26 protein-coding genes are annotated in these 24,194 nt (G+C 68.1%); 12 read left to right on the top strand and 14 right to left on the bottom strand.

Going from position 1 to position 24,194, the window contains the following annotated elements; all coding sequences use genetic code 11:
• Nucleotides 1–33: 33 nt before the first annotated feature.
• Nucleotides 34–717, bottom strand: a complete 684-nt coding sequence (locus J6U32_RS13295) for a type 1 glutamine amidotransferase domain-containing protein (RefSeq protein ID WP_208795843.1) — start codon at nt 715–717, stop codon at nt 34–36.
• A 158-nt stretch (nt 718–875) separates the two neighbouring features.
• Between J6U32_RS13295 and J6U32_RS13290 the strand changes: the two genes are divergently transcribed.
• The 5 genes from J6U32_RS13290 (at nt 876) to J6U32_RS13270 (ending at nt 4,388) form a co-directional block, all read left to right on the top strand.
• On the top strand, nt 876–1,448 hold the full coding sequence (locus J6U32_RS13290) for a TetR/AcrR family transcriptional regulator (protein WP_208795842.1): 573 nt from the start codon (nt 876–878) through the stop codon (nt 1,446–1,448).
• Between the two features lie 100 nt (nt 1,449–1,548).
• Complete coding sequence (locus J6U32_RS13285) at nt 1,549–2,472, top strand: acetoacetate decarboxylase family protein (RefSeq protein WP_208795841.1); 924 nt, start codon at nt 1,549–1,551, stop codon at nt 2,470–2,472.
• A 47-nt stretch (nt 2,473–2,519) separates the two neighbouring features.
• Nucleotides 2,520–3,494, top strand: coding sequence for an NAD(P)H-quinone oxidoreductase (locus J6U32_RS13280; protein ID WP_208796105.1), 975 nt, complete (start codon nt 2,520–2,522; stop codon nt 3,492–3,494).
• A 79-nt stretch (nt 3,495–3,573) separates the two neighbouring features.
• Complete coding sequence (locus J6U32_RS13275) at nt 3,574–4,035, top strand: transcriptional regulator (protein WP_208795840.1); 462 nt, start codon at nt 3,574–3,576, stop codon at nt 4,033–4,035.
• A complete protein-coding gene (locus J6U32_RS13270; protein WP_006371557.1) occupies nt 4,032–4,388 on the top strand; it encodes a DUF3817 domain-containing protein in 357 nt (118 codons plus the stop codon). Before J6U32_RS13275 ends, J6U32_RS13270 begins: the two co-directional genes overlap by 4 nt.
• A gap of 52 nt (nt 4,389–4,440) precedes the next feature.
• Here the strand turns inward: J6U32_RS13270 and J6U32_RS13265 are convergent, their stop codons facing one another.
• The 10 genes from J6U32_RS13265 to J6U32_RS13220 all read right to left on the bottom strand — a co-directional run bounded on the left by J6U32_RS13265 (nt 4,441) and on the right by J6U32_RS13220 (nt 11,953).
• Nucleotides 4,441–5,742, bottom strand: a complete 1,302-nt coding sequence (locus J6U32_RS13265; protein WP_208795839.1) for a flavin monoamine oxidase family protein — start codon at nt 5,740–5,742, stop codon at nt 4,441–4,443.
• A 68-nt stretch (nt 5,743–5,810) separates the two neighbouring features.
• Nucleotides 5,811–6,419 carry a TetR/AcrR family transcriptional regulator gene (locus J6U32_RS13260; protein WP_208795838.1) on the bottom strand — a complete coding sequence of 203 codons (609 nt, stop codon included), beginning with the start codon at nt 6,417–6,419 and terminating at the stop codon, nt 5,811–5,813.
• Nucleotides 6,420–6,426: 7 nt separating this feature from the next.
• Nucleotides 6,427–7,068: an RdgB/HAM1 family non-canonical purine NTP pyrophosphatase gene (rdgB, locus tag J6U32_RS13255; protein WP_208795837.1), complete on the bottom strand. Its 642-nt coding sequence runs from the start codon at nt 7,066–7,068 to the stop codon at nt 6,427–6,429.
• Nucleotides 7,065–7,817 carry a ribonuclease PH gene (gene rph, locus J6U32_RS13250; RefSeq protein WP_208795836.1) on the bottom strand — a complete coding sequence of 251 codons (753 nt, stop codon included), beginning with the start codon at nt 7,815–7,817 and terminating at the stop codon, nt 7,065–7,067. Before rph ends, rdgB begins: the two co-directional genes overlap by 4 nt.
• Nucleotides 7,818–7,860: 43 nt before the next feature.
• Nucleotides 7,861–8,625 (bottom strand): cyclic nucleotide-degrading phosphodiesterase, encoded by a 765-nt coding sequence (locus J6U32_RS13245; protein WP_208795835.1) that lies wholly within the window; start codon nt 8,623–8,625, stop codon nt 7,861–7,863.
• An 83-nt stretch (nt 8,626–8,708) separates the two neighbouring features.
• The gene (gene murI / locus J6U32_RS13240; RefSeq protein WP_208796104.1) at nt 8,709–9,515 is read right to left on the bottom strand and encodes a glutamate racemase; all 807 of its coding nucleotides are present in this window, start codon (nt 9,513–9,515) and stop codon (nt 8,709–8,711) included.
• Nucleotides 9,512–10,111, bottom strand: a complete 600-nt coding sequence (locus J6U32_RS13235) for a rhomboid family intramembrane serine protease (RefSeq protein ID WP_208795834.1) — start codon at nt 10,109–10,111, stop codon at nt 9,512–9,514. Before J6U32_RS13235 ends, murI begins: the two co-directional genes overlap by 4 nt.
• A 172-nt stretch (nt 10,112–10,283) precedes the next feature.
• On the bottom strand, nt 10,284–11,258 hold the full coding sequence (locus J6U32_RS13230) for a PLP-dependent cysteine synthase family protein (protein WP_208795833.1): 975 nt from the start codon (nt 11,256–11,258) through the stop codon (nt 10,284–10,286).
• Nucleotides 11,255–11,539 carry a MoaD/ThiS family protein gene (locus J6U32_RS13225; RefSeq protein ID WP_006371568.1) on the bottom strand — a complete coding sequence of 95 codons (285 nt, stop codon included), beginning with the start codon at nt 11,537–11,539 and terminating at the stop codon, nt 11,255–11,257. The genes J6U32_RS13230 and J6U32_RS13225 overlap by 4 nt, the downstream gene beginning before the upstream one ends.
• A 6-nt stretch (nt 11,540–11,545) precedes the next feature.
• Complete coding sequence (locus tag J6U32_RS13220) at nt 11,546–11,953, bottom strand: Mov34/MPN/PAD-1 family protein (protein ID WP_006371569.1); 408 nt, start codon at nt 11,951–11,953, stop codon at nt 11,546–11,548.
• 291 nt (nt 11,954–12,244) lie between these two features.
• On the opposite strand from J6U32_RS13220, the gene J6U32_RS13215 reads away from it, so the two are divergent.
• Both J6U32_RS13215 and J6U32_RS13210 read left to right on the top strand, forming a co-directional pair.
• On the top strand, nt 12,245–13,036 hold the full coding sequence (locus tag J6U32_RS13215; RefSeq protein WP_208795832.1) for an LppX_LprAFG lipoprotein: 792 nt from the start codon (nt 12,245–12,247) through the stop codon (nt 13,034–13,036).
• A gap of 27 nt (nt 13,037–13,063) precedes the next feature.
• Nucleotides 13,064–13,456 (top strand): DUF4189 domain-containing protein, encoded by a 393-nt coding sequence (locus J6U32_RS13210; protein WP_208795831.1) that lies wholly within the window; start codon nt 13,064–13,066, stop codon nt 13,454–13,456.
• Between the two features lie 44 nt (nt 13,457–13,500).
• Here J6U32_RS13210 and J6U32_RS13205 read toward each other — a convergent pair whose 3' ends face one another.
• The 3 genes from J6U32_RS13205 to clpS are packed head-to-tail and all read right to left on the bottom strand — an operon-like array spanning nt 13,501 to nt 15,528.
• On the bottom strand, nt 13,501–14,586 hold the full coding sequence (locus tag J6U32_RS13205; RefSeq protein WP_208796103.1) for a P1 family peptidase: 1,086 nt from the start codon (nt 14,584–14,586) through the stop codon (nt 13,501–13,503).
• Between the two features lie 38 nt (nt 14,587–14,624).
• Nucleotides 14,625–15,200, bottom strand: a complete 576-nt coding sequence (locus tag J6U32_RS13200) for a DUF2017 domain-containing protein (RefSeq protein WP_208795830.1) — start codon at nt 15,198–15,200, stop codon at nt 14,625–14,627.
• Nucleotides 15,201–15,204: 4 nt separating this feature from the next.
• Nucleotides 15,205–15,528 (bottom strand): ATP-dependent Clp protease adapter ClpS, encoded by a 324-nt coding sequence (clpS, locus tag J6U32_RS13195; RefSeq protein WP_208795829.1) that lies wholly within the window; start codon nt 15,526–15,528, stop codon nt 15,205–15,207.
• A gap of 68 nt (nt 15,529–15,596) precedes the next feature.
• Between clpS and J6U32_RS13190 the strand changes: the two genes are divergently transcribed.
• The 5 genes from J6U32_RS13190 (at nt 15,597) to glgB (ending at nt 24,128) form a co-directional block, all read left to right on the top strand.
• Nucleotides 15,597–16,853: a nicotinate phosphoribosyltransferase gene (locus tag J6U32_RS13190; protein ID WP_244332945.1), complete on the top strand. Its 1,257-nt coding sequence runs from the start codon at nt 15,597–15,599 to the stop codon at nt 16,851–16,853.
• A gap of 73 nt (nt 16,854–16,926) precedes the next feature.
• Nucleotides 16,927–17,541 carry an isochorismatase family protein gene (locus J6U32_RS13185; RefSeq protein ID WP_208795827.1) on the top strand — a complete coding sequence of 205 codons (615 nt, stop codon included), beginning with the start codon at nt 16,927–16,929 and terminating at the stop codon, nt 17,539–17,541.
• Nucleotides 17,542–17,550: 9 nt separating this feature from the next.
• Nucleotides 17,551–19,689 carry an ATP-dependent DNA helicase gene (locus J6U32_RS13180; protein ID WP_208795826.1) on the top strand — a complete coding sequence of 713 codons (2,139 nt, stop codon included), beginning with the start codon at nt 17,551–17,553 and terminating at the stop codon, nt 19,687–19,689.
• Nucleotides 19,690–19,810: 121 nt separating this feature from the next.
• Nucleotides 19,811–21,811 (top strand): maltotransferase domain-containing protein, encoded by a 2,001-nt coding sequence (locus J6U32_RS13175; protein WP_208795825.1) that lies wholly within the window; start codon nt 19,811–19,813, stop codon nt 21,809–21,811.
• Between the two features lie 22 nt (nt 21,812–21,833).
• Complete coding sequence (gene glgB, locus J6U32_RS13170) at nt 21,834–24,128, top strand: 1,4-alpha-glucan branching protein GlgB (RefSeq protein ID WP_208795824.1); 2,295 nt, start codon at nt 21,834–21,836, stop codon at nt 24,126–24,128.
• The last annotated feature ends 66 nt before the right edge of the window (nt 24,129–24,194 follow it).

The following is a 24,194-nucleotide window of genomic DNA, read 5'->3' as shown; positions in this document are numbered from 1 at the left end:
GCCCACGTCGGCGATCGACGGAATCGACTGCGATCAGAGCAGCGCCGCGACCTTGAGAGCCGTCTCCTTGGCCGATCCAGGATTCTGGCCGGTGACGAGATTGCCGTCGACAACCGCGTACGAGACGAACGGCAGTCGACCTTTCTCGTACAGGGCGCCGCGCTTCTTCATCTCCGCCTCGGCGTTGTAGGGCACCAGCTTGTTCACTCGCGCGAGCACCTCTTCTTGCCAGGCAAAGCCGGTGACCTTGCGGCCGGCGACGAGGAGTGTGCCGTCGGACAGGGTGGTGTTGAGCAGACCGCAGTAGCCGTGGCAGACCGAGGCGACGACCCCTCCCCGCTCGAAGATTTCACGCGTGATCCGCTGTAGCCCTTCGCTTTCGGGAAAGTCGTACATCACCGCGTGACCACCGGTGAAGTAGATGGCATCGTAGTCGGCGGAGTCGATCTCGTCGGGTGCCGCGGTGGTCTCGAGCAGTTGCATGCGCGCAGGATCGGCATGCCAGGCCTTTGCGGTCTTGTCGTAGTTGGGGAACTTCAACGATCGCGGCTCCAACGGGACATGGCCGCCGTGCGGACTGACGATTGTCTGCTCGAAGCCGCGGTCGTCGAAGACCTGCCACGCGTGCGTGAGTTCCGAGAGCCACAGGCCGGTCGGGTGGGACGGGTCGTCGTAGTGCCCGACGTTGGTGACGACGTTGAGAATGCGAGTCGCCATGAGACACGCTCCTGTGGGTTCGGTTTCGTGCGCCCGCGTTCCGCGGGCGCAATGTAGACGCTGCATACATTAAGCCCGAGGTTGCCCGTCGTCAACCCACGCCCACACCCTGCGGGCGACGCGGCGCTTCATCTGCCGGCCTGGATACACTTCGCTTCATGCCCCCTCGTTCGGCCTACCACCACGGCGACCTGCCCGCCGCGCTGGTTCGTGCCGCGATCGAGCTCGTCGACGCCGAGGGCGCAGACGCCGATCTGTCGCTGCGAGCCGTGGCGCGCCGGGCGGGGGTCTCGACCGGCGCCCCGTATCGCCACTTCGCCGACCGCAACGCACTGTTGTCCGCGGTGGCTGCGGTGGGCTATCGCGAACTGGCCACCACTCTGCAAGCAGCGCACCGGAATCCGAGTTCCGCTCAGGATCTCGCCGACATCGCGGTCGCCTATGTCCACTTCGCGATCGACCGGCCCGGCCTGTTCCGGATCATGTTCGGCGGCGTCTGCGACACCGACAACACCGAACGCGTCGAGGCGGTCGAGGCCATCCACGCCTATCTCCGTGACGTCGTGAAGCGCGCAATCCCCTCGGACACACCGGATGCCACGGCCACCGGCGCATGGGCGCTGGTACACGGCCTCGCATTCCTCTTCCTCGACGGCAAGCTCGATTCGTCGACCCCGGACGCCATCGACTCGACGATCCGCTCCGTCGTGTTGGCGTCCCTGCGCCACTGACCTCGCTCAATCCGCAGCCAGTTCGTCAATGTTGACAGCGTTCACTTCATCGCTCTACCCTCATGTGAGCAATGCATACATACGCGCGAGGAGTAACTCGATGACCATCCCCAGCACCACCGAGGACACCGTCGACATCGACCTGGGCGGACGCCTGGTTACGGTTCCGCGAGACGGCATGTTCGACCGCTACCGGATGGACGCGCCGCTCGACGAGGTGGCGGCCATGCCCGGCGTGCCCGGCGTCGACTTCTTCCGGACTCTCCCGAAAACGCAGGTGGAGACGCCGATCGGCGCCACTCGCACGCCGAACTTCTACTACGCGATGGCCTCGGCTCGGCTCACCATGCTCGCCCCGAGTCGCGCGATCCGCGCTCACATCCCCAGCGAACTCGCACCCCTGGAGGTCGTACCCGGCCTCGGTCTGGTGTCGGTGATGTTCTTCCGATACGACGTGTGCGACATCGATTTCTACACCGAGGCGGCTGTCGGGGTCGCGGTTCGTCCGGCCCGCCACGGCGGGCGTGGCATCGCCGATCTCGGGTCGGCCCTCGCCAACGATCACCTGCACTCGTATGCGCTCTCGCTACCGGTCAACACCGAGATCGCGCAGGTGCGTGGCCACGACGGATACGGATTTCCCAAGTGGGTCACCGACCTTCAGGTCAGCATCGACTCGACCCGGACCTCGGCGCACATCGCCAACGATGCCGGTGGCACCGACGTCGCGTTCACGGCATCGACTCCCGCGCAAAAGAACTTCACCAGTGGTGAGCGGGTCTCGACCCTCACCTCCTACACCCGGCGCGCCGGAGCGTGGCACTCCACGCTCAATCAGACCAACCTCCTGGCGACCGGAACATCGGTGTTCCCACGGGGTTTCGATCTGACTGTCGGTGAGGGCCGGATGGCCGACGCTCTGCGTTCCCTCAAGCCGCTGCGGACCATCCGCTTCGACGCGACGACGTCGGCGCAGGCCGCGCTGCACATGCCGGTCCCGTTCTCGGTCGGGGCGGCGCGATGAGCCCCACTCCGACGAGCCCCACTGCGTTGAGTTCGGTACCGTCCACCATGCGCGCCATCGTCGTCGACGCTGAAAAGAACCTCACCGTCGCCGACATCCCCACTCCCACACCAGGGCCCGACGAGGTACTCGTCCGCGTCGCCGCCGCCGGGATCAACCGTGCCGACCTGATGCAGCGCCAGGGGCTGTATCCCCCACCACCCGGCATCACCGACATCATGGGCATGGAGATCTCCGGCACCGTCGTCGCGCTCGGTCGAGACATCGGCCCCGACTCCCCCGCGCTCGGGCAGCAGGTGTGCGCCCTCATCGCCGGTGGCGGGTACGCCGACTACGCCGTCGTCCCGGTGACCCAGGTGCTTCCCGTGCCGTCGGGTGTGTCGCTCGTCGACGCCGCGGCGCTGCCCGAGGTGGCGAGTACGGTCTGGTCCACGGTGGTCGCCGACGCCGGGCTCCGCGCGGGCGAGCTGTTGCTCGTGCACGGCGGTGGTAGCGGTATCGGCACCCACGCGATTCAGGTAGCCAAGGCCCTCGGAGCGCGCGTCGCGGTGACCGTCGGCTCCGAGCACAAGGCCCAGCGCTGCCGAGCGCTCGGTGCCGACCTCGTGATCAATTACCGCGAACAGGATTTCGCCGCCGAGCTGGCCGGGCGCGCCGATGTAATCCTCGACATCATGGGCGGCAGCTACCTGTCGCGTAACATCGACGCCCTCGCCGTGGGCGGACGACTGGTGATCATCGGAATGCAGGGCGGCGTCACCGGCGAGGTCAACGTCGCCGCGCTGATCGGCAAGCGGGCCCGGATCATCGGACTCAACGTCCGCAACCGCCCCCTGACCGGCCCCGGATCGAAGGCCGAGATCGTGGCCGCGGTGGCCGCCGACGAATGGCCGCTGGTCGAGCAAGCCCTCGTCGCGCCGGTGATCTCCGCGCGGCTTCCGCTCGCCGATGCCGAGCGTGGGCAGGCGCTGCTCGAATCGGCGGAGTCCGTCGGGAAGGTCCTCCTGTTGACCGGGCAGTGACTCGCACGGACGGCGAGGTAGACAGAGATCACCGGACCGCCCGGCAGCTCATCGGCGCAGGCCAGGTACCGTCGTAGGTATGTCCGCGCAGCCCGGCCGTCGACGGCACCGCCCCGCACTCCTGGTGCTGGTGGTGGTTGCCGCGATTGTCTGTCTCGGCCTGGCGTGGTGGCAGTGGGACACCTATGAGGCCGGCGGGACCGGCCAAAACCTGGGTTACGCGTTGCAGTGGCCTGCTTTCGGTTTCGCGTTCCTGTGGGCCTATCGACGGTTCGTCGTCCTGGAGAGCGACCCCGAGGAACTGCAGCGGGCGACCGCGGCGAAGGGGATGACGGAGATCCCCGAGGATCTGCTCCCCGATCGCGCGAGCACCCCGAGTGCCTCGTCGTTGCGCGAATCGACCGTCGCGGACGACGACGCCGGACTCCGCGAGTACAACAGGTACCTGGCCGAGCTCAGCGCCGCCGACCGTGCACACGGCGACGGACACCTGGCCACCGCCACACCCGATTCATCTGTCAGTGAGGACCGCCGCAAGTGACCCAGACCGCCCAGCCCACCGCCACTCCCGTCGAGAAGGTCAAGGGCGCACTCCTGCGATATCGCATCCTCGCGTGGGTCACCGGCTTGTGGCTGCTGCTGCTGGTGGTCGAGCTGATCGTCAAGTACGGCTTCGGCGTCGACTCGTTGGACTTCGTCCCGATCGTGCACGGCTGGGTGTACTTCGTGTACCTGATCATGACCGTGGATCTGGCCATCAAGGTGCGCTGGCCGCTGGGCAAGATCGTGCTGACGGCGATCGCGGGCACGATCCCGTTCCTGTCGTTCTACTTCGAGCACATCCGCACCCGTGAGGTGAAGCAGGAGTACGGCCTCGGCGGCAAGTCGCTGTAAGCCTCGACGACGCCGGCGGTCGCGCCCCGTCGACAACCATCCCGCGAGCCGGTCAGGCCCGTGTTCGCAGCGCGCGTGTCACTTCCGCGGCCGCTCGTTCACCGGCACCGATTGCGCCGTCGAGGTACCCGGGGTGCTCACTCGCGGTCTCCGCTCCGGCCCAGTGGACGCGCCCGATTGCCTGCGACGACATCGGCAGCTCATCGTGACCGGCGCCGAGTTGCGGCACGGCAATGTAGCCGCCGCCGACGTGATCGTCGAGGTGCCACGCCTTCTCGTGCCAGTCGACCGGCTTGCAGATGGCGTCCCCGAGATGACCGGCGATCCTGCCCAACAGAAGTCGCCGTCGTTCCTCCGTATCGAGATCATCGAGGTCATGGGCCTCGGCACCGCCGACGAGTAGGCACAGATGGCCTGGGCCATCCGGGGGCGAGGTGTCGAAGACGGCGACACCGGGACGGTCGAGGAGGATCATCTCGGCCTCGCCCGAGACCCGCCAGAACGGGGTCGGGTACACCGCGATCGCCTTGTACACCGAGCCCATGAAGGTGCCGCGCTCCATCGAGATCCGCTCGGCCGGCAGTGGCGGGTGGTGGGTGATCCGCGCCGCGACCGGTGGCGGCACGGCCACGATGACCTCACGGGCGCCGATGTCACCCGAGGCGGTGCGAACGACGACGCGGTCATCGGACCGCTCGATCCCGGTGACCACGCAGTGCGTGCGTACCGCCGAGCCGAGATCGTCGACGAGTCGGTCGACCAGATATCCGATCCCTTCGACGACCAGCCCGTCCTGGGCACCCCCCTTCGTCGACAGCATGGTCACCAGACCACCCTGTACATCGATGAGGCTCAACATGGTCCGCACCGAGAACCGTTGCGGGTCGGCGGTCCACGAGATCGCGGCGACGACCTCGAGTAGTCGTCGGGCGCGCCCGGGTAGGCGGTCGAGCCAGCTCTGCACGCTCGTCGTCGCCCACCTCTGCCGACGTCGAACGCGGCGGACCGCACTCACTGCGGCGAGACCCGACACGGCGGCGAGCACCGACGGCGAGGTCACCCGCACCCGTCGGGAGCCGTCGGCGATCCTGGGCATCGGCGGGGTGTGCATCGTGAATCGGGTTGCACCGAGCTCGTCGGCCAGAGCCATCAGCCGGTGGTGATCGTGCCCCACCCACTGACCACCGAGGTCCAGTCGCGAGCCGAGACTCGACGTCACCGAATACGCCCGGCCACCGCATCTGTCGCCGGCCTCGAGTACCAGGACGTCGGCCCCTGATCGCCGAAGTGCGCGGGCAGCGATCAGACCCGACAGCCCCGCGCCCACCACCACTACATCGACATCGTCACTCATCAGACTCCTCAGTCAGTCGTATGACTGACTTTAGGGTCGGACGGGCTCGAAAGGCAATGGCGCGTCTCTCAGCGTGCGGGTCGGATGCCGGCTGCGGTGATCACCGTCTCGACGAAGAACGCCAGGTCGCTCTCGGCGCGCTCGTCGTCGGGGTCGCAGACGTATTGCAGGGTCATGCCGTCGATTCCGGCGAGCAGAAGGCGCGCCAGCCGATCGATCGGCACCGCGGTGGTCTCCCCGGCCCCCTGCGCCGCCCGCTCACACCACTGCGCGAGCACACTGCAATAGCGTTCGTACTGCCACGCCGCGAGGTGCTCCCACCCCGGCTTGCGGAGGCTGTGATTGAGCAACTCGCCCTGCACGATCTGCAGTCGCACATCGGGTGTGACGAGAGTCGACCAGAACAGTGCGACGCCGTCGCGGATGGCCCGGGCGAGCCCGCCCTCCACCGGCAGTGACTCGGCGAGTAGCGCGGCGATCTCCTCCACCACGTCCTCGATGACGGCCCGGACCAGTTTCTCCTTGGTGGGGAACACATATTGCAGGGTTCCGAGAGGCACACCGGCCTCGGCCGCGACGGCGCGAAGTGTCGTGGCGGCCACGCCCTCTCGCGCCATCACCGCCCGGGCCGCGGCGACCGACCGGCGGCTCCGTTCCGACGCCTCGACGTAGACCACCGCGAACTCAGTCGGAGTCGGCGAGCGCTGCCAGCGCAGATACCAACTGCGCCAACGCCTTACCGCGGTGACTCAGCAAATCCTTTTCCTGCGCCGACAATTCCGCAGAAGTCCGCCCGGTCGCCGCCGCGTCGTCCGGAACGAACAGCGGATCGTAGCCGAAACCATTGGCGCCGAGACCTTCTCGCAAGATGGTTCCGCGCCATTCACCACGCACGACCGTCTCGGTACCGCCGGGCATCACAAGTGCACACGCCGAGACGAACGCGGCCCCGCGACGTTCGTCGGGGACGTCGGCGATCTGATTCAGCAACAGCTCGTTGTTCGCGGCGTCGTCGCCGTGACGTCCGCTCCAGCGGGCCGAGAGAACTCCCGGCATACCGTTGAGGGCGTCCACCGACAACCCGGAATCGTCGGCCAGGCAAGGCAGTCCGGTGGCACGCGCTCCCGAGCGCGCCTTGATGAGCGCGTTCTCCTCGAAAGTTGCACCGGTCTCGGGTTCCTCGGGGTACTCCGGGACGGCGTCGAGTCCCACGACATCGAGTCCCACGATGCCCGCGGCGTCGACGACGCGTCGCAGCTCCGCCAGCTTCTTGGCGTTGCGGCTGGCCAGCAGCACGCGGCGGGGTGTCGAGTCAGGAGCGCTCATGCGGTCGGCAGCTCGCCCGGGTACGGCTCGTCGAGCACCGCGCGTTGCGCCTCGAAGAGCTTGGCGGTGCCGATCTCGGCGAGATCAAGCAGCTTCTCCAGGGTGGCGCGCGGGAAGGTCGCGCCCTCACCGGTGCCCTGCACCTCCACCAGGGTGCCGGCGTCGGTGGTCACGACGTTCATGTCGACCTCGGCGCGCGAATCCTCCTCGTAGGGCAGATCCAGCCGGACCCGGCCGTCGACGACGCCCACGCTGACCGCGGCGATCATGCACGACAACGGCTGCGGGTCGGAGAGCTTGCCCGCCGCACCCAACCAGGTCACCGCGTCGGCGAGCGCGACGTACGCACCGGTGATCGCGGCCGTTCGGGTGCCGCCGTCGGCCTGCAGTACGTCGCAGTCGAGCGCGATCGTGTTCTCCCCCAGCGCGGCGAGGTCGATGCAGGCACGCAGCGAGCGTCCGATGAGTCGGCTGATCTCGTGGGTGCGGCCCCCGACCTTGCCGGCGACCGATTCGCGGCGCGACCGCTCATGGGTGGCGGCGGGCAACATCGCGTACTCGGCGGTCAGCCACCCCAGCCGCGATCCCCGACGCCACGGCGGCACACCCTCGGTCACACTGGCGGTGCACAGCACCCGGGTGTGCCCGAATTCCACCAGCACGGAACCGGCCGGATGAGAGGTGAATCCGCGGGTGAAGGTGATCGGTCGGAGTTCGTCGTCGGCCCTGCCGTCAGCGCGTGTCGTCACCCGATCAACTGTAGACACCGATCCGATGGGACCCGTCGGGGCGTCAGAAGTGGAAGACCTGCCCTTGCCGGACGAGTTCGACCGGACCGGAGAAGGTGCTGCGCGCCTCGGCCATGATGACCGACGCGTCGCACCACGGGGGGACGTGGGTGATGGCCAACACCTTCGCGTTGGCTTTCGCTGCAGCCTCACCGGCCTCGATACCCGATAGGTGCAGGTGTTTGGGCCGGTTGACCGGATCGTGGGGCCACGACGCCTCACACAGGAACAGGTCGGCGTCGGTGGCGAGTTCGATGAGCTCGTCACACGGCCCGGTGTCGCCGCTGAAGGCGATCACGTGTCCCTCCGGACCGGTGACGCGCAGCCCGTAGGTCTCCGGCGGGTGATCGAGTTTCATCGCGTGGATGTTCATCCCGCCCAGCGTGATCTCCATCCCGTCGGCCCACTCGTGCACATCGAAGGTGTCGCTGATGTCGTCGATCTCGCCGGGGTACTCCGAGGAGGCCGCGCCGATCCGCATCGCCACTCCCGCCGGGCCGTAGAGCGGCGCCCTCTCCGGTGCCGGGCCGGGCGGGGCATAGCGGCGCCACACCATCATCGCCGGGAGATCGAGGCAGTGGTCGGCGTGCATGTGCGAGAGCACGACGGCGATGTCGTCGGGATCGGACACCCGCATCAGCTCACCGAAGACGCCAGGCCCGCAGTCCATCAGCACGGGTTGCTCGCCGGGCACCGAGAACAGGTAGCCCGAACAGGCTGTACCCGGTCCACCCACACTTCCCGAGCAACCGAGCACCGTGACACGCATAGCCCTACCTTGCCATGCGTGGGCGTCATGGTGGCCGGGTATCCGATCACAAGTCGGCGGGTGAACGACTCCCGCCGGTCACCTCAGATGCGGGCCACCGAGCCGACGGTCGGGCCGAGGAACCGAGTTGACAAGCGCGCGAACGATTCCGGATTCCCGGTGGCCTGGAACACGCGTTCGGCGGCGCGGTCGGTGTGCGGGTGCAACATGTCGGAGCGGGTCAACACGGCGAAGAGATCCTTGGCGGTTTCCTCGGCGCTGGAGACGAGAGTGACCTCGTCGCCCATGGCGAGGGCGATGACGCCCGAGAGTAGCGGGTAGTGGGTGCAGCCGAGCACCACGGTGTCGACGCCCGCTTCTTGCAGCGGCTCGAGGTAGCCCTGCGCCAAGCCGAGGATCTGGCGTCCGCTGGTGATGCCGCGCTCGACGAAGTCGACGAACCGAGGGCAGGCGACCGCGGTGATCTCCGCGTCCCGGGCAGCGGCGAAGGAGTCCTGATAGGCCTGGGAGGCGATGGTGGCCTCGGTCCCGATGACCCCGATACGACCGGTCTTGGTGGCCACCACCGCACGCCGTACGGCCGGCAGGACCACCTCGATCACCGGAATCGGCGAGTAGCGCTCACGGGCGTCGCGCAGACATGCCGCCGACGCGGTGTTGCACGCGATGACGATGGCCTTCACCCCGCGCTCGGCGAGCTCGTCGCCGATGGCCAACGCATGTTTGCGGATCTGCGGGATGGTCAACGGCCCGTAGGGTCCGTTGGCGGTGTCGCCGATGTAGACGATGTCCTCGTCGGGGAGCAGGTCGATGATCGCGCGGGCCACGGTGAGCCCGCCGACGCCGGAATCGAAGATGCCGATCGGGGCGTCGGGTCCTGGGGTGGCTATTGCGACACCCCCGGCATCGGCGGGCCGCCGGCGGGTGCGGTGTTCGGAGGTCGACGACGCCGGTCGCGGTCGGCGAGGAACCAGGCGGCGAGAACGCCGCCGATGGCCCCGAACAGGTGTCCCTGCCACGAGACGGTCGGATCGGTCGGCAGCACGCCCCACAGCACCGACCCGTAGACGAGCAGCAGGACCAGCCCGCCGAGGATCTGCCAGAGGTTGCGGTTGAACAATCCACGAACCAGCAGGTAGGCGAGCCAGCCGAAGATCACCCCGGACGCCCCGACGGTCACCGATCCGCTCGGCGCGAACAGCCACACACCCAGCCCGGAGGTGATCCAGACGACCGCGGTCACGAACAGGAAGCGCCGGGCCAGCAGCAACAGGAATCCGAGGACCACCCCGACCGCGAGATTGGTCCACAGATGATCCCAGTTGGCGTGCAGGAACGGCGACCACACGATGCCGTCGAGTCCGTCGACGCGACGCGGCTCGATGCCGGCCGAATCGAGGTCGTAATGGGTCGCGGCATCGATGGCCTCGACGATGATCAGGCCGATGACGATGAACACCATGACCAGCGCCGAGCGCTGCCACAACGGGCGCCGCGTCGGCGGCGCTCCCGGTGTCTGGGTCGCGTTGATGGTGTTCTCCTCGACGCCGGCGTCATGCCGGTCGGATTGCGGTGTCGGTCGGATTACGGTGTCGGTCGGGTGCGGGTGTCGGTCAGGGGCAGTGGTCGGTCGGGTGCGGTTGGGGCGGATCGGGCCTTCAGGCCCAGAGCTGCCCTTCCAGTGCCTGCTCGGCCTCTTCCAGGCTACCGTCGTAGGCCCCGGTCGACAGATACTTCCATCCCGCGTCGGGCACGACGAAACCGATGTCGGCGCGCCGACCCGCCTTGAGCGCCCTGCGTCCGATCCCCCGCGCAGCCTGCAGGATCGCACCGGTGGAGATCCCGGCGAAGATGCCCTCGGTGTCGATGAGTTCGCGTACCCGGGCGACGGCGTCGATCCCGGTCACCGAGAATCGCCGGGTCAGCACCGAGTCGTCGTAGAGCTCGGGCACGAAGCCCTCGTCGATGTTGCGCAGCCCGTAGACCTCGTCGCCGTAGCGCGGTTCGGCGGCCACGATCTCGATGTCGGGGTCGCGCTCACGCAGATACCGTCCCACCCCCATCAGGGTGCCGGTGGTGCCGAGCCCGGCGACGAAGTGCGTGATCTCGGGCAGGTCGGCGTACAGCTCGGGACCGGTGCCCGCGTAGTGCGCGCGCCAATTGGCCTCGTTGCCGTACTGGTAGAGCATCACCCAGTCGTCGTGCTCGGCGGCGAGTTCCTTGGCCACCCGCACCGCGGTGTTCGAACCGCCTGCCGCAGGTGATGAGATGACTTCGGCACCATACATTTTCAGCAGCGATCGACGTTCCTCGGAGGTGTTCTCCGGCATCACGCAGATCAGGTGATAGCCCTTGAGCTTGGCGGCCATCGCCAGCGAGATCCCGGTGTTGCCGCTCGTGGGTTCCAGGATCGTCGCCCCGGGCCTCAGGGTGCCGTCACGTTCGGCCGCCTCGATCATCGCCAGAGCGGGCCGATCCTTGATGGAACCGGTCGGGTTACGGTCCTCGAGTTTGGCCCACAGCCGCACGTGCGGGCCCTGCGTCGGATCGTCGTCCCAGCGCGGCGAGAGCCGTTGCAGACCGATCAGCGGGGTGTTGCCGACCGAGGCGATCAGCGAGTCGTAGCGGGTCACGACGTGGCGCTACCGCCGGCCACCGCGGGCAGGATGGTGACCTCGTCCCCGTCGTCGATGGTGGTGTCCAGACCACCGGAGAATCGGACGTCCTCGTCGTTGACGTAGATGTTGACGAAACGATGCAGCTTGCCGTCGGCGACCAGCCGTTCGCGCAGCCCCGGGTTCGCCGACTCCAGGTTGTCGATGAGTTCACTCAACGTCGATCCTGTTGCGTCGACCCGCTTTTCACCACCGGTGTGGGTACGCAGGATCGTCGGGATGGACACGGTTACCGCCATGGTTGCTCAGCTCCTGATCTCGATCTCTTCTTCGGTGACCACCCCGTCGAGGATCCGGTAACTGCGGACCTCGTCGGTGTCGGGCTCGCGGGTGGACACCAGGACGTAATGGGCGCCGGGCTCACTCGCGTACGACACGTCGGTACGGCTGGGGTAGGGCTCGGTTGCGGTGTGCGAGTGGTAGATCACCACCGGCTCCTCGTCGCGGCGGTCCATCTCCCGCCACACCTTGAGTTGTTCGAGCGAGTCGAATCGGTAGAAGGTCGGTGACCGTTCGGCGTTGACCATCGGGATGAATCGTTGTGGCTCGTCGGAGCCCTCGGGACCGGCGATCACCCCGCACGCCTCGTCGGGGTGATCGGCACGTGCATGCGCGATCATCTGGTCCACCAGCTCACGGCTGATCCGCAGCACTGCCACTCCTCGCTCTCACCGTCACGGGTGCACTCGGCACATCGTGGCTACCCAACGTCCGGCTCGGCGACGCTATTCCGGTCGCCGGTCCGATCGCATGCTCTCGCAGGTCAGCGCTGCGCCCGAGCGTCTCGCGCCCGCGCCACTCACTCGTCATCCGTGCGAACTACAGCTGTTTTCACACCGTCGTCCGGCGCTGTAGCGTTTCGCCACAGTTCACGATCTGTGGTGCCGACTTCGACAACCGACATCGGCCCCAGGGGGAACCTCAGAGAGTCAGGAGCTCACCACATGCACCGTGCCCACCGTGTTGCCACGGCCGCCATCGCCACGGGTATCGCCGCTGCCATCACACTCACCGGCTGCTCGTCGGATTCCGACAGCGGCTCGGGTGGCAACAACACCACCGCCTCGTCGTCGATGAGCGATCCGGCCGCCCTCATCAAGGCCGCCGCCGACAAGACCGCCGCCCTCACCGGCGCCCATCTCGATCTCACCGTCGACGGCAAGGTTCCCAACGTGACCGTCAAGAAGGTCGACGCCGATCTGGTGACCAAGCCCACCACCGCGGCCAAGGGCACAGCGACCGTGATGCTGGGCTCCACCGACAGCGCCGCACCGTTCGTCTACGTCGATCAGCACCTCTACGCCGATATCGGCAACAAGGGCTACGTCGATTACGGCGACGGCCGCTCGGTCTACGACGTGTCGGTCGTTCTCAACCCCGAGAAGGGCCTGGCGAATCTGCTGCGGAACATGCAGGACCCGAAGACCTCGGGCACCGAGGACATCGGCGGCGTCAAGGCCACCCGCGTCACCGGGACCGTCGCCGCCAAGCAACTCGCCGCGCTCACCGGGACCAACATCACCAAGAACCAGGACGCCCAGGTTCCGGTGAACGTCTGGATCACGCCCGACAACCAGCTCGCCCGAGTGGTCCTCATACCGGCGACCAACTCCACGATGACGATGAACCTGTCGAACTGGAACAACACCGTCGAGGTCACCAAGCCGGCGACCATCGCCACCCCATCCCCCTCCGGAACCCCCAGCCCGTCCGACGCCTCGCGCGCGCCGGCCTGACCAACCACTCACGCAAGGAGACAGCTCATGAGTATTCGCAAGCGTCTGGTTGCCTCGGCCGTCGCCGTGGGCGCGGTGGGTGCAGCGCTCGTCGCTCCCGCCGCCCTCGACACCGCCCCCGCCGCCCACGCATATGGCAATTACTACGGCGCGATCGCGTTGAACACCTCGACCGGGGACACCGGACGAGCGTGGGACTACGACTCCTACGCCGAGGCCTCGAACGCGGCCCTCGATGCCTGCGGCTACGGCTGCAAGGTCGTGGTCCAGTTCGTCAACGGTTGCGGCGCGGTCGCCTCGTCACCGTCGTATTGGGGCTACGGCCGCGGCCCCAGCCTCTACAGCGCCCAGTCGAACGCTCTCTACGCCGCAGGCGGCGGCGAGATCTACACCTGGGTCTGCACCTCGGACCACCAGTAACCACCGCCCGCTCTCACCCGCGGGTTGCCCAGACCGTGATGGCGTCAGCGCAATGCTGACGCCATCACGCGTCGGTAGGCGGGGATGCCCGCGACCGGTTCGGCGGCGACGATCGCCGCGATCACCGCATCCCGGGTGACCTCGGTGGCGACCGCACACACCTGCGCCAACACCGCGGTGTCGGGGTTCATGCCGGGCGGGATCGCCGGTGTCGGCGCCACCGGGTGCGCTCCGGTGGTCACGGCGAAGATGGTGTCGCCGTCGAGCGGCGAGTGCACCGGACGGATCGCCAGGGCGAGCCCGTCGTGCGCCGACATCGCCACCCGCCGCAACGACGCCGGGGCGAACGCCGCGTCGGTTGCGACGGCGCCGATCGTGGTGTTGAGGACGGTCGGCTTGGCGCCGACGTCGGCCAGGGCAGCCACCTCGGCCGGTGCCGGCCGCTGCAAACCCAGTCGAGCCAGGTCGGATTGGCCGACGCCCCAAGGCAATCCGGTATCCGGATCGATCACCGCGCCGACCGGATTGGCGACGATGAGCGCGCCCACCAGGATCCCGGCGGCCGGGCCCTCCTCGATCCGTCGACTCGCCGAGCCCACACCGCCCTTGAGGGAACCGGCCCGCGCGCCCGCACCGGCACCGACGCTGCCCACCGCGAACTCGCGACCCGCCGAGCGCACCGCCGCGGCACCGAACCCCGCATCCGGACGGTTCTCCCACGCCCCGACCGGGAGGTCGAAGATCACCGCTGCGGGAACGATCGGGACCACATGCCTGTGGGCGTCCATCGGTAGGCCAACGCCATCGCGTTCGAGCTCGGTCATCACGCCGTCGGCGGCGGCCAGCCCGTAGGCGCTGCCACCGGTCAGGACCACGGCGTGGGCGGTGGTGACGGTGTTCGCCGGATCGAGCAGATCGGTTTCGCGGGTGCCCGGACCACCACCGCGCACGTCGACGGCCGCACACGCGTTCGGCCCGTCGATCCGGATCACCGTGGTACCGCTGCACCAGCCACTGCCCGGCGGCTCGTCGGGGCCGCCACCGCCGACGGTCACCTCCGCGTCGATGCGGTGGTGATGGCCGACGGTGATCCCGTCGATATCGGTGATGCGGTTGCCCGCCTTCGCCATTCGGACGTCCGATTCGCTCGTCACATCAACGCCCCCGCTCACATCAAGGCCTCGACGAGCAACTCCTGCATGACCGTCAGCCAGTGGTAGACGTCGAGATGGGCTGCGTGCGGATGGCCCTCGGGCAACTGGTCGGGGGTGTCCTCGGAGATGCCGAGCATCGCGCCGAGAGCCAGCCGGACGTCGTTGAGCGCGGTCAGCCAGTCGAGTGCCTGTGCCTCGGTCAGGGCGATGTCGCCACCGCCGGCGGGCAACGAATCCAGCAACGTCTGCGCTGCCCCGAGTTTGGCGTCGATGATCTGCGGCTCGTTGAGGCTGCGCATCGCGGCGTTGAGGTCGCCGTTGATCATCTCCGCTTCCAGGTCGCGTTCCTGGTCGGGACGATGGAAATCGGGAAGGAGTCGGCCCAGGGTGAGATCGGTCGGCGGCGACGAATGACCGGTGCGGATGCCGGTCATCGCAGCCAGCTCGTCGGTGGGCGCGCTCGACTCCCGCTCGGTGAGCAGGTCGGTCATCGAAGTCACCATCGACGTGAGCAGCTCGACCTCATGGCGTTCGAGGTTGGAACAGATCCGCATCCGCGAACCCCGGCCCTGCCTTTTCCAGGTGCGCACGCGCTCAGCAATCCCGCTGCATCGTCGCCCACAATCCCGCCGCGTGCAGCTTTCGAACGTCGGATTCCACCTTGTCGCGGTCGCCGCTGGACACCACCGCCCGCCCCTCGGTGTGCACCTGCATCATCAGCTCGTTCGCCCGGGCCTCGGAGTAGCCGAAGATCTTCTGGAAGACGAAGGTGACATACCGCATCAAATTGACCGGGTCGTCCCACACCACTGTCATCCACGGGCGGTCGAGGTCCGATGCGCCCTCGGCGACGGTGGGTTCGGCGACGGCCGCACCACCGGGAGTAGCCTCATGCGCACGCATTCCGTCAGGCGCCATACGTCCAAGGGTAAGGGATCAACAACGTGGACAACACCGCCCTGCTGACCGACCACTACGAGGTCACCATGGTCCGCGCAGCGCTGCGCCACCCGATCGCGCACCGGCAGTGCGTCTTCGAGGTGTTCGCGCGGCGACTGCCCGACGGCCGGCGCTACGGCGTGGTCGCCGGGACCGGACGGGTCATCGACGAGCTGGCCCGCTTCCGGTTCGGTGACGAGGAGATCGCGGTCCTCGAACGCTTCTGCGACGCCGAGACCATCGCCTGGCTGCGCGACTACCGCTTCTCCGGCGACATCGACGGCTACCGCGAGGGAGAGCTGTACTTTCCCGGATCCCCGATCCTGACCGTGCGGGCGAGCTTCGCCGAGGGGGTGCTGCTCGAGACCCTGATCCTGTCGATCCTCAACCACGACAGCGCGATCGCGTCGGCGGCGGCGCGGATGGTCAGCGCCGCCGGCAACCGGCCGATCATCGAGATGGGGTCGCGCCGCACCCACGAGCGGGCCGCGGTCTCCTCGTCGCGGGCGGCCTACATCGCAGGTGTCGCGGCCACCTCCAACCTGGAGGCCGCCCGCACCTACGGGGTGCCGAGCGCCGGGACCGCCGCACACGCATTCACCCTCGGCTTCGCCGGGCCCGACGGCCCCGACGAGAAGGCGGCCTTCGCCGCGCAGATCGAGGCGCTCGGTGTCGGCACCACGCTGCTCGTCGACACCTACGACATCACCGCCGGGGTCCGCAACGCCATCGAGGTCGCCGGACCCGAACTCGGGGCGGTCCGCATCGACTCCGGCGATCTCGGCGTACTCGCCCGGCAGGTGCGCGATCAGCTCGACTCCCTCGGCGCCACCGGCACCAAGATCGTCGTGTCCGGCGATCTCGACGAGTACGCCATCGCGTCGCTGCGCGCCGAGCCCGTCGACACCTACGGGGTGGGTACCTCCCTGGTCACCGGCAGTGGTGCGCCCACCGCCGGCATGGTCTACAAGCTCGTCGAGGTCGACGGCACCCCGGTCGCCAAACGAGCCAGTCACAAGGAATCCCGGGGTGGCGCGAAGACCGCCGTCCGCGCGGCCCGGCCCAGCGGCACCATCGTCGAGGAGATCATCTACCGGGCAGGTGACCGGCTGCCCGACACCCACGGGCTCCTCACCCGCGACCTGCAGATTCCGCTCGTCCGTTCCGGCGAGCCGGTCGACGATCTGCCGAACCTGTCCGACGCGCGCGACCACCTCGGCCGCGGCCTCGTCAGCCTGCCCTGGGAGGGACTCGGCCTGTCGCACGGCGATCCGGCGGTACCGACGCGCTACGTTCTGGGTTGAGCATTTCGAGTCCGCTGTCCCTCTCACGTCGCTCACACCGCCAGCCGCCCTGTCCACAGCCCCGAGGAGAATCATGAGCAGCCCGCAGTCCGGCGAGTGGTCCGGCCCGGCCGATGCCCTGGTCATCGTCGACGTCCAGAACGACTTCTGCGAGGGCGGTGCGCTGGGCGTCCGCGGGGGTAATGCCGTGGCGGGTGCGATCAACAGCATCCTGGGCGACTACCGGACCGTGGTGGCCACGCGCGACTATCACATCGATCCGGGCGCGCACTTCTCCGACGACCCCGACTACGTCGACTCGTGGCCGCCGCACTGTCGGGTCGGCACCGATGGTGTGGCGTTCTCGCCCGCGCTGGACACCTCGACGGTCGCCGATGTCTTCTCCAAAGGCGAGTACAGCGCCGCCTATTCGGGATTCGAGGGCGCCGACGACGACGGGGTCTCCCTCGAACGGTGGCTGCGCCGGGCCGGGGTGAACTCGGTGGACGTCGTCGGGATCGCCACCGACCACTGCGTGCGTGCCACCGCCCTCGACGCCGCGCGCGCCGGTCTGCGTACCCGCGTGCTGCTCAACTTCACCGCCGCCGTCGACGCATCGACGGCCAAGGCCGCGCTCGACGAGATGCGTTCGGCGGGAATAACTCTCGACGGCGATCTGCTGTACAGTGGCGCATCCGAGGAGTCCTGAGCCGCATCCATGACAGATCTCCCCTCGGTGACCGAGCTACTCGACGCGGCGGTCACCGCATTGTCCGGCCGTCGTCGCGACGGCCAACTACGCATGGCCAACGCCGTCGATCACGCCATCGACGTCGGCGAGCACCTCGCCGTCCAGGCGGGCACCGGCACCGGTAAGTCGCTGGCCTACCTGGTGCCCGCGATCCGGCATGCGGTGGCCTCCGGCGAGACGGTGGTGGTGTCGACGGCGACGATCGCCCTGCAGCGCCAGCTCGTCGAGCGGGATCTCCCGCGGCTCGCCGATGCCCTCGCCGGCCCCCTCGGCCGCAGACCGACCTTCGCGATTCTCAAGGGCCGCTCGAATTACCTGTGCCTGCACAAGATCCACGCGGGCGCCGTCGAGGAACCCGATACCGAACTCTTCGATGCCTTCGAGCTGTCCCGGACCGGCCGCGAGGTCACCCGGCTGCGGGAATGGACCTCCGACACCGAGACCGGTGACCGCGATGACCTGTCCCCCGGGGTCGCCGACCGCTCGTGGCGACAGGTCAGCGTGTCGGCGCGGGAGTGCCTGGGAGCGACCAACTGCTCCTACTCCGAGGACTGTTTCGCCGAACGCGCACGCCGAGCCAGCGCCCAGGTCGACGTCGTCGTCACCAATCACGCGATGCTGGCCATCGACGCACTCAGCCCGGCCAACGTCCTGCCCGATCACGACGTGGTGATCATCGACGAGGCGCACGAACTCGTCGACCGCATCACCTCGGTCAGCACCGCGGAGGTCTCGGCGGCAGCGGTGGCCAACCTGTCCAAGCGGGTCGGCAAACTCGTCGATGAAGAGACCGTCGATGCGCTCATCGGCGCCGGTGAGCACCTCGGCGAGCTCCTCGAGGACTGTCCGCCCGGCGAATGGACCGCCATGCCGCCGGCGGCCGGCGCCACATTGACGGTGCTGCGCGACCGCCTGTGGGCCACGCGTGGTGCCATCGGGCCGGTCCGCGGCCTCGGGGCGGGCGGCGACGAGGGTGCCGCCGCGGCCCGCTCGGCCGCGCTCACCGGACTCGAGGATCTCCACGACACGATCGTGCGGCTGCTCGGGGCGTTCTCCGAGCCGGAGGTGGCCAAGCGTCGTGACGTGGTCTGGGTGGGCCACGAGCGGGTGGGCCGAGGACCGTCGGCAAGCACCCGTCCGGTGCTGCACATCGCACCGCTGTCGGTCGGCGGATTGCTGCGCAGCACCCTGTTCTCGACCTCGACGGTGATCCTGACCTCGGCGACACTGACCATCGGCGGTTCGTTCGACGCGCTGGCCGCCACCTGGGGACTACCCGCGTCCGGGCGCGGCGCAGACACCCCGGCCGCCGACGAGGTCGACGACCCGGGACCGGACGGGTCATCACGGGACACGTCCGGGCGATCCGCGGTGGCCGCGCGGACGGCGACCGCGACGGGCAAGGCCGCCCCGTCGGACGAGGGTACGGTCCGCTGGACCGGACTCGACGCCGGATCACCGTTCGACTATCCGCGCTCGGCGATCCTCTATGTCGCCCGCCACCTCCCACGGCCCGGGCGCGACGGACTGGCCCCGGCGACCCTCGACGAGATCGAGTCGCTGATCGGCGCCGCCAACGGCCGCACCCTCGGTCTGTTCTCGTCGATGCGGGCGGCGCGCGCGGCCGCCGACGCACTGGCCGACCGCGTGTCCGTGCCGATCCTGTGCCAGGGTGACGACACCACCTCGACGTTGGTCAAGCGGTTCGCCGAGGATCCGGAGACCTGCCTGTTCGGCACGTTGTCGCTCTGGCAGGGCGTCGATGTGCCCGGGCCGTCGCTGAGTCTGGTACTCATCGACCGCATTCCGTTCCCCCGACCGGACGACCCGCTGCTCACCGCACGTCAGCGCGCCGTCGACGCCCGCGGCGGCAACGGCTTTCTGTCGGTCGCCGCCAATCACGCCGCACTGCTGCTCGCCCAGGGCGCCGGTCGGCTGCTGCGCTCGGTCGACGATCGTGGTGTGGTCGCGGTGCTCGATTCACGTCTGGCGACCGCCGGATACGGCGGCTACCTCGCGGCGTCGCTGCCGCCCTTCTGGCGGACCACCGACCCCACCGTGGTCCGCTCGGCACTGAGCAGGCTGACAGGGGTACCCGTACGCTGATCCTGGCGCGCGGAGCGCTCCGAGCGACAACAATGGGTACCACGCCCCGGCGCAGAGGCCGCGGTGAGCAACGACGCATCCTCGCACCGACACGCGGTCGGGGTGAGAAGGGAGACCGTCTGTGATCGGCCGGATGGGCATCGACGACATCCAACCCATGGTTTCGGCGGGCCAGTATCCAGCCAAAGCCGTTGTCGGAGAAACAATCCCGATCAGTGCCACCGCGTGGCGCGAGGGCCACGACGCACTCGGGGTCACCGTGCGGATCGAGGCCCCGCGCCGGCGCGTCTACGAGATCACCATGACGCCGTCGATCGAGCCCGACCAGTTCAACGCCGTCTTCGTCCCCGACACCGAGGGCTACTGGACGTTTCGCGTCGAGGCCTGGAGTGACCCGTACACGACCTGGCGGTCGGCGATCGTCAAGAAGATCGAAGCCGGTCAGTCCGCGGTGGATCTGGCCAACGACCTCGAGATCGGCGCGCGTGTGCTCTCCCGGGCCCGCGACCAGATCGCCCCCACCGAACGCGGGGTCCTCTCCGACGCGATCCGCCTCCTGCGCGCCGACGACATGTCCCTGTCGACGCGGGTCGCCCCCGCCATCTCCGACGCCGTCACCTCATTGCTGCACCAACACCCGGTCCGTGAGATGGTCACCAAGAGCCGCAACCACCGCGTCTGGGTGGATCGCCGACGCGCATTGTTCGGCTCGTGGTACGAGATGTTCCCGCGCTCGACCGGCGGATGGGACAACGAGGGGCGCCCGGTACACGGCACCTTTTTGACCGCGGCGCAGGATCTGCCCCGCATCGCCGACATGGGATTCGACGTCGTCTACCTGCCGCCGATCCATCCGATCGGCGAGGTCAACCGCAAGGGCCCCAACAACACCCTGATCGCCGGAGCCGAGGACGTCGGCTCGCCCTGGGCGATCGGGTCCCGCGATGGTGGCCACGACGCCATCCACCCGCGCCTGGGCAGCGAGGAGGATTTCACCTACTTCGTCGGACGGGCGCGCGAACTCGGCATGGAGATCGCCCTCGACCTCGCATTGCAGTGCGCCCCGGATCACCCGTGGGCCACCGAGCATCCCGACTGGTTCACCATCCTGCCCGACGGCACCATCGCCTACGCGGAGAACCCGCCCAAGAAGTACCAGGACATCTATCCGCTCAACTTCGACAACGACCGCGCCGGCATCTATGCGGGTGTGCTGCGCGTGGTGCTGCACTGGATCGACTTGGGCGTCAAGATCTTTCGCGTCGACAATCCCCACACCAAGCCGCCGAACTTCTGGGAGTGGCTGATCACCGAGATCAAGAAACGCCATCCCGACGTGTTGTTCCTGGCCGAGGCGTTCACCCGCCCGGCACGGCTCTACGGACTGGCGCGTCTCGGGTTCACGCAGTCCTACACGTATTTCACGTGGAAGACCGCACGCTGGGAGCTCGAGGAGTTCGGCAACGAACTCGCCGCACACGCCGACGAGGCCCGCCCGAATCTCTTCGTCAACACCCCGGACATCCTCCACGAGAGCCTGCAGCACGGTGGCCCGGGCATGTTCGCGTTGCGGGCGGCGCTGGCGGCGACCCTCTCCCCGACCTGGGGCGTGTATTCGGGATACGAACTCTACGAACACCTGCCGGTCCGGGAGGGCAGCGAGGAGTACCTCGATTCGGAGAAGTACCAACTGCGCCCACGTGATTACAAGGCGGCCGCGTCCCGAGGGGAATCCCTGGAACCGTGGATCACCTCGCTCAACGCGATCCGGCGTCGCCATCCAGCTCTGCAGCAGTTGCGCAACATCACCTTTCACCACATCGAGAACCCGGCGCTGATCGCCTACTCCAAGATCGACCCCGCCTCCGGGGACCGGGTACTGGTCGTGATCAACCTCAATCCGTTCGGCACCGAATCGGCGACCCTGTGGCTCGACATGCCCGCCCTCGGTGTCGACTGGCAGGACCACTTCGGGGTCCGCGATGAGGTCACCGGAGAGGAGTACACCTGGGGTCAGGCGAACTACATCCAACTCGAACCGTGGCGCGCGGTGGCCCACATCCTGGCCCTGCCGCCCCTCGATCCGGCACTCGCGCAACAGCTTTCCTACCGCATCCGGTGAGGAACGAGGAGAGGACGACGACGTGACCAATCCCCCGCAATTCCCCACCCCCGACGATCCCCGGCCCACGGCCTCGCCGGCGTGCGGCGAGCCCGACCCGAACGCCTCCGGCCACGATCTGCGACGGATCGATGCCCTGACCCATCCCGACCCGCATGCCTTCCTCGGCGCTCACGACACCGGTACCGGTGTCACCGTGCTGCGGACGCTGCGTCCCACCGCGACGTCGGTCACTGCGGTCATCGGCGGCGTCGACTATCCGATGACCGCCCAGACCGACGATCTGTTCGTCGTCGCGGTCCCGATCGAGGGTCTCATCGACTACCGCTACCGCGTGGAGTATCCCGACGGCGCGGGCGGCCACAAGTCCTACGTCGTCGCCGACGGTTATCGCTTCCTGCCGAGCGTCGGCGAGACCGACCGCTACCTGTTCGGCGAGGGCCGCCACGAGCGATTGTGGGAAATCCTCGGGGCGCGCCCGGTCAGCTACACCACCCCCGACGGCGAGGTGTCGGGGACCGCATTCTCGGTGTGGGCTCCGAACGCCCACGGCGTGGCGGTGATCGGCGACTTCGACTGGACCGGGCGTACCGCGCCGATGAGATCACTGGGCTCCAGCGGCATCTGGGAGGTCTTCCTGCCCGACATCGGCGCGGGCACCCAGTACAAGTTCAAGGTGCACGGCGCCGACGGGGTGATCCGCGAGAAGGCCGACCCGATGGCGTTGGGCACCAACGTGCCCCCGGCAACCGCGTCGGTGGTGACCACCTCGGCGCACGAGTGGTCCGACGACGCGTGGATCGCCACCCGTGCCGCCTCCGCACCGGCCACCGAACCGATGAGCATCTACGAGGTGCACCTCGGATCGTGGCGAATGGGGTTGTCCTACCGGGAGATCGCCGGGCAACTCGGCGACTACCTCGTCGAGAAGGGTTTCACCCACGTCGAATTCCTGCCGGTCGCCGAGCACCCCTTCGGTGGCTCGTGGGGATATCAGGTCACCAGCTACTACGCGCCCTCGGCCCGGTTCGGCCACCCCGACGACTTCCGGTATCTCGTCGACCACCTGCATTCGCTCGGGATCGGCGTACTCGTCGACTGGGTGCCCGCCCACTTCCCCAAGGACGAGTGGGCGCTGGCGCGTTTCGACGGCACCGCCCTGTATGAACACGCCGACCCGATGCGCGGCGAGCAACTCGACTGGGGCACATACGTCTTCGACTTCGGCCGCCACGAGGTACGCAACTTCCTGGTCGCCAACGCGCTGTTCTGGTTCGACGAATTCCACATCGACGGCCTGCGCGTCGACGCGGTCGCCTCGATGCTCTACCTCGACTACTCGCGCCCGGCCGGCGGCTGGCGTCCCAACATCTACGGTGGGCGCGAGAACCTCGAGGCGGTGCAGTTCCTACAGGAGACCAATGCCACTGTGCACAAACACTTTCCGGGCGTGGTCACGATCGCCGAGGAATCGACGGCGTGGCCGGGTGTGACCCGCATGACCGATCTGGGCGGACTGGGTTTCAGTTTCAAGTGGAACATGGGCTGGATGCACGACACGCTCGGCTATCTGGGGCGCGATCAGATACATCGCAGCTTCCACCACCACGAGATCACCTTTTCGATGATGTATGCGTGGAGCGAGAACTTCGTCCTGCCGCTCTCCCACGACGAGGTCGTCCACGGCAAGGGCACACTGTGGACCCGCATGCCCGGTGACTCGTTCACCAAGGCCGCCGGGGTACGGGTCTTCCTGGCCTATCAGTGGGCGCATCCGGGCAAGCAACTGCTGTTCATGGGACAGGAGTTCGGCCAGACCGGCGAGTGGGCCGAGGACCGCAGCCTCGATTGGTCCCAGATGTCGGGCTGGGAGGGCGAATTGCATTCGGGCATCTCGGCTCTCGTGACCGACCTCAATCGGGTCTACCGACAGACCCCGGCCTTGTTCAGCGCCGACACCGACCCGGCGGGTTACGAGTGGATCGACGCCAACGACACCGCCAACAACGTCATCAGCTTCCTTCGATACGGAGCGGACGGCTCGGTCGTCGCATGTCTGTTCAATTTCTCCGGCTCCGATCGCAGCAACTACCGTGTCGGGCTTCCCGTGGCGGGCACCTGGGCCGAGGTCCTCAACACCGACTCGTCGGCGTATTCGGGTTCCGGTCAGGGAAATCTGGGCAGCGTCGTCACCGACGACCAACCGTGGCACGCCCGTCCCGTCTCGGCGACGGTGATGCTCCCGGCGAACTCGGCGATCTGGCTGGCCCCGGTGCCGGTCGACTCCCCGACCGATTCCGCTCCGACATCCCCGTGATCACCCACGTCGGTTGATACCCCGACGGCGCCGGGTCGAGATCCTCGACCCGGCGCCGTCGTCTGT

This window comes from Gordonia polyisoprenivorans, from assembly GCF_017654315.1.
GTDB classification, from domain to species: Bacteria; Actinomycetota; Actinomycetes; order Mycobacteriales; family Mycobacteriaceae; genus Gordonia; species Gordonia polyisoprenivorans_A.
This window is presented reverse-complemented; position numbering and strand designations above follow the sequence as displayed.

What these genes read in the sequence shown, in the direction of transcription:
- J6U32_RS13295 (WP_208795843.1), bottom strand. Translation starts at nt 717, where the DNA reads ATGGCGACTCGCATTCTCAACGTCGTCACCAACGTCGGGCACTACGAC.
- J6U32_RS13290 (WP_208795842.1), top strand. Translation starts at nt 876, where the DNA reads ATGCCCCCTCGTTCGGCCTACCACCACGGCGACCTGCCCGCCGCGCTG.
- J6U32_RS13285 (WP_208795841.1), top strand. Translation starts at nt 1,549, where the DNA reads ATGACCATCCCCAGCACCACCGAGGACACCGTCGACATCGACCTGGGC.
- J6U32_RS13280 (WP_208796105.1), top strand. Translation starts at nt 2,520, where the DNA reads ATGCGCGCCATCGTCGTCGACGCTGAAAAGAACCTCACCGTCGCCGAC.
- J6U32_RS13275 (WP_208795840.1), top strand. Translation starts at nt 3,574, where the DNA reads ATGTCCGCGCAGCCCGGCCGTCGACGGCACCGCCCCGCACTCCTGGTG.
- J6U32_RS13265 (WP_208795839.1), bottom strand. Translation starts at nt 5,742, where the DNA reads ATGAGTGACGATGTCGATGTAGTGGTGGTGGGCGCGGGGCTGTCGGGT.
- rdgB (WP_208795837.1), bottom strand. Translation starts at nt 7,068, where the DNA reads ATGAGCGCTCCTGACTCGACACCCCGCCGCGTGCTGCTGGCCAGCCGC.
- J6U32_RS13245 (WP_208795835.1), bottom strand. Translation starts at nt 8,625, where the DNA reads ATGCGTGTCACGGTGCTCGGTTGCTCGGGAAGTGTGGGTGGACCGGGT.
- J6U32_RS13225 (WP_006371568.1), bottom strand. Translation starts at nt 11,539, where the DNA reads ATGGCGGTAACCGTGTCCATCCCGACGATCCTGCGTACCCACACCGGT.
- J6U32_RS13215 (WP_208795832.1), top strand. Translation starts at nt 12,245, where the DNA reads ATGCACCGTGCCCACCGTGTTGCCACGGCCGCCATCGCCACGGGTATC.
- J6U32_RS13210 (WP_208795831.1), top strand. Translation starts at nt 13,064, where the DNA reads ATGAGTATTCGCAAGCGTCTGGTTGCCTCGGCCGTCGCCGTGGGCGCG.
- J6U32_RS13205 (WP_208796103.1), bottom strand. Translation starts at nt 14,586, where the DNA reads ATGGCGAAGGCGGGCAACCGCATCACCGATATCGACGGGATCACCGTC.
- clpS (WP_208795829.1), bottom strand. Translation starts at nt 15,528, where the DNA reads ATGGCGCCTGACGGAATGCGTGCGCATGAGGCTACTCCCGGTGGTGCG.
- J6U32_RS13190 (WP_244332945.1), top strand. Translation starts at nt 15,597, where the DNA reads ATGGTCCGCGCAGCGCTGCGCCACCCGATCGCGCACCGGCAGTGCGTC.
- J6U32_RS13185 (WP_208795827.1), top strand. Translation starts at nt 16,927, where the DNA reads ATGAGCAGCCCGCAGTCCGGCGAGTGGTCCGGCCCGGCCGATGCCCTG.
- J6U32_RS13180 (WP_208795826.1), top strand. Translation starts at nt 17,551, where the DNA reads ATGACAGATCTCCCCTCGGTGACCGAGCTACTCGACGCGGCGGTCACC.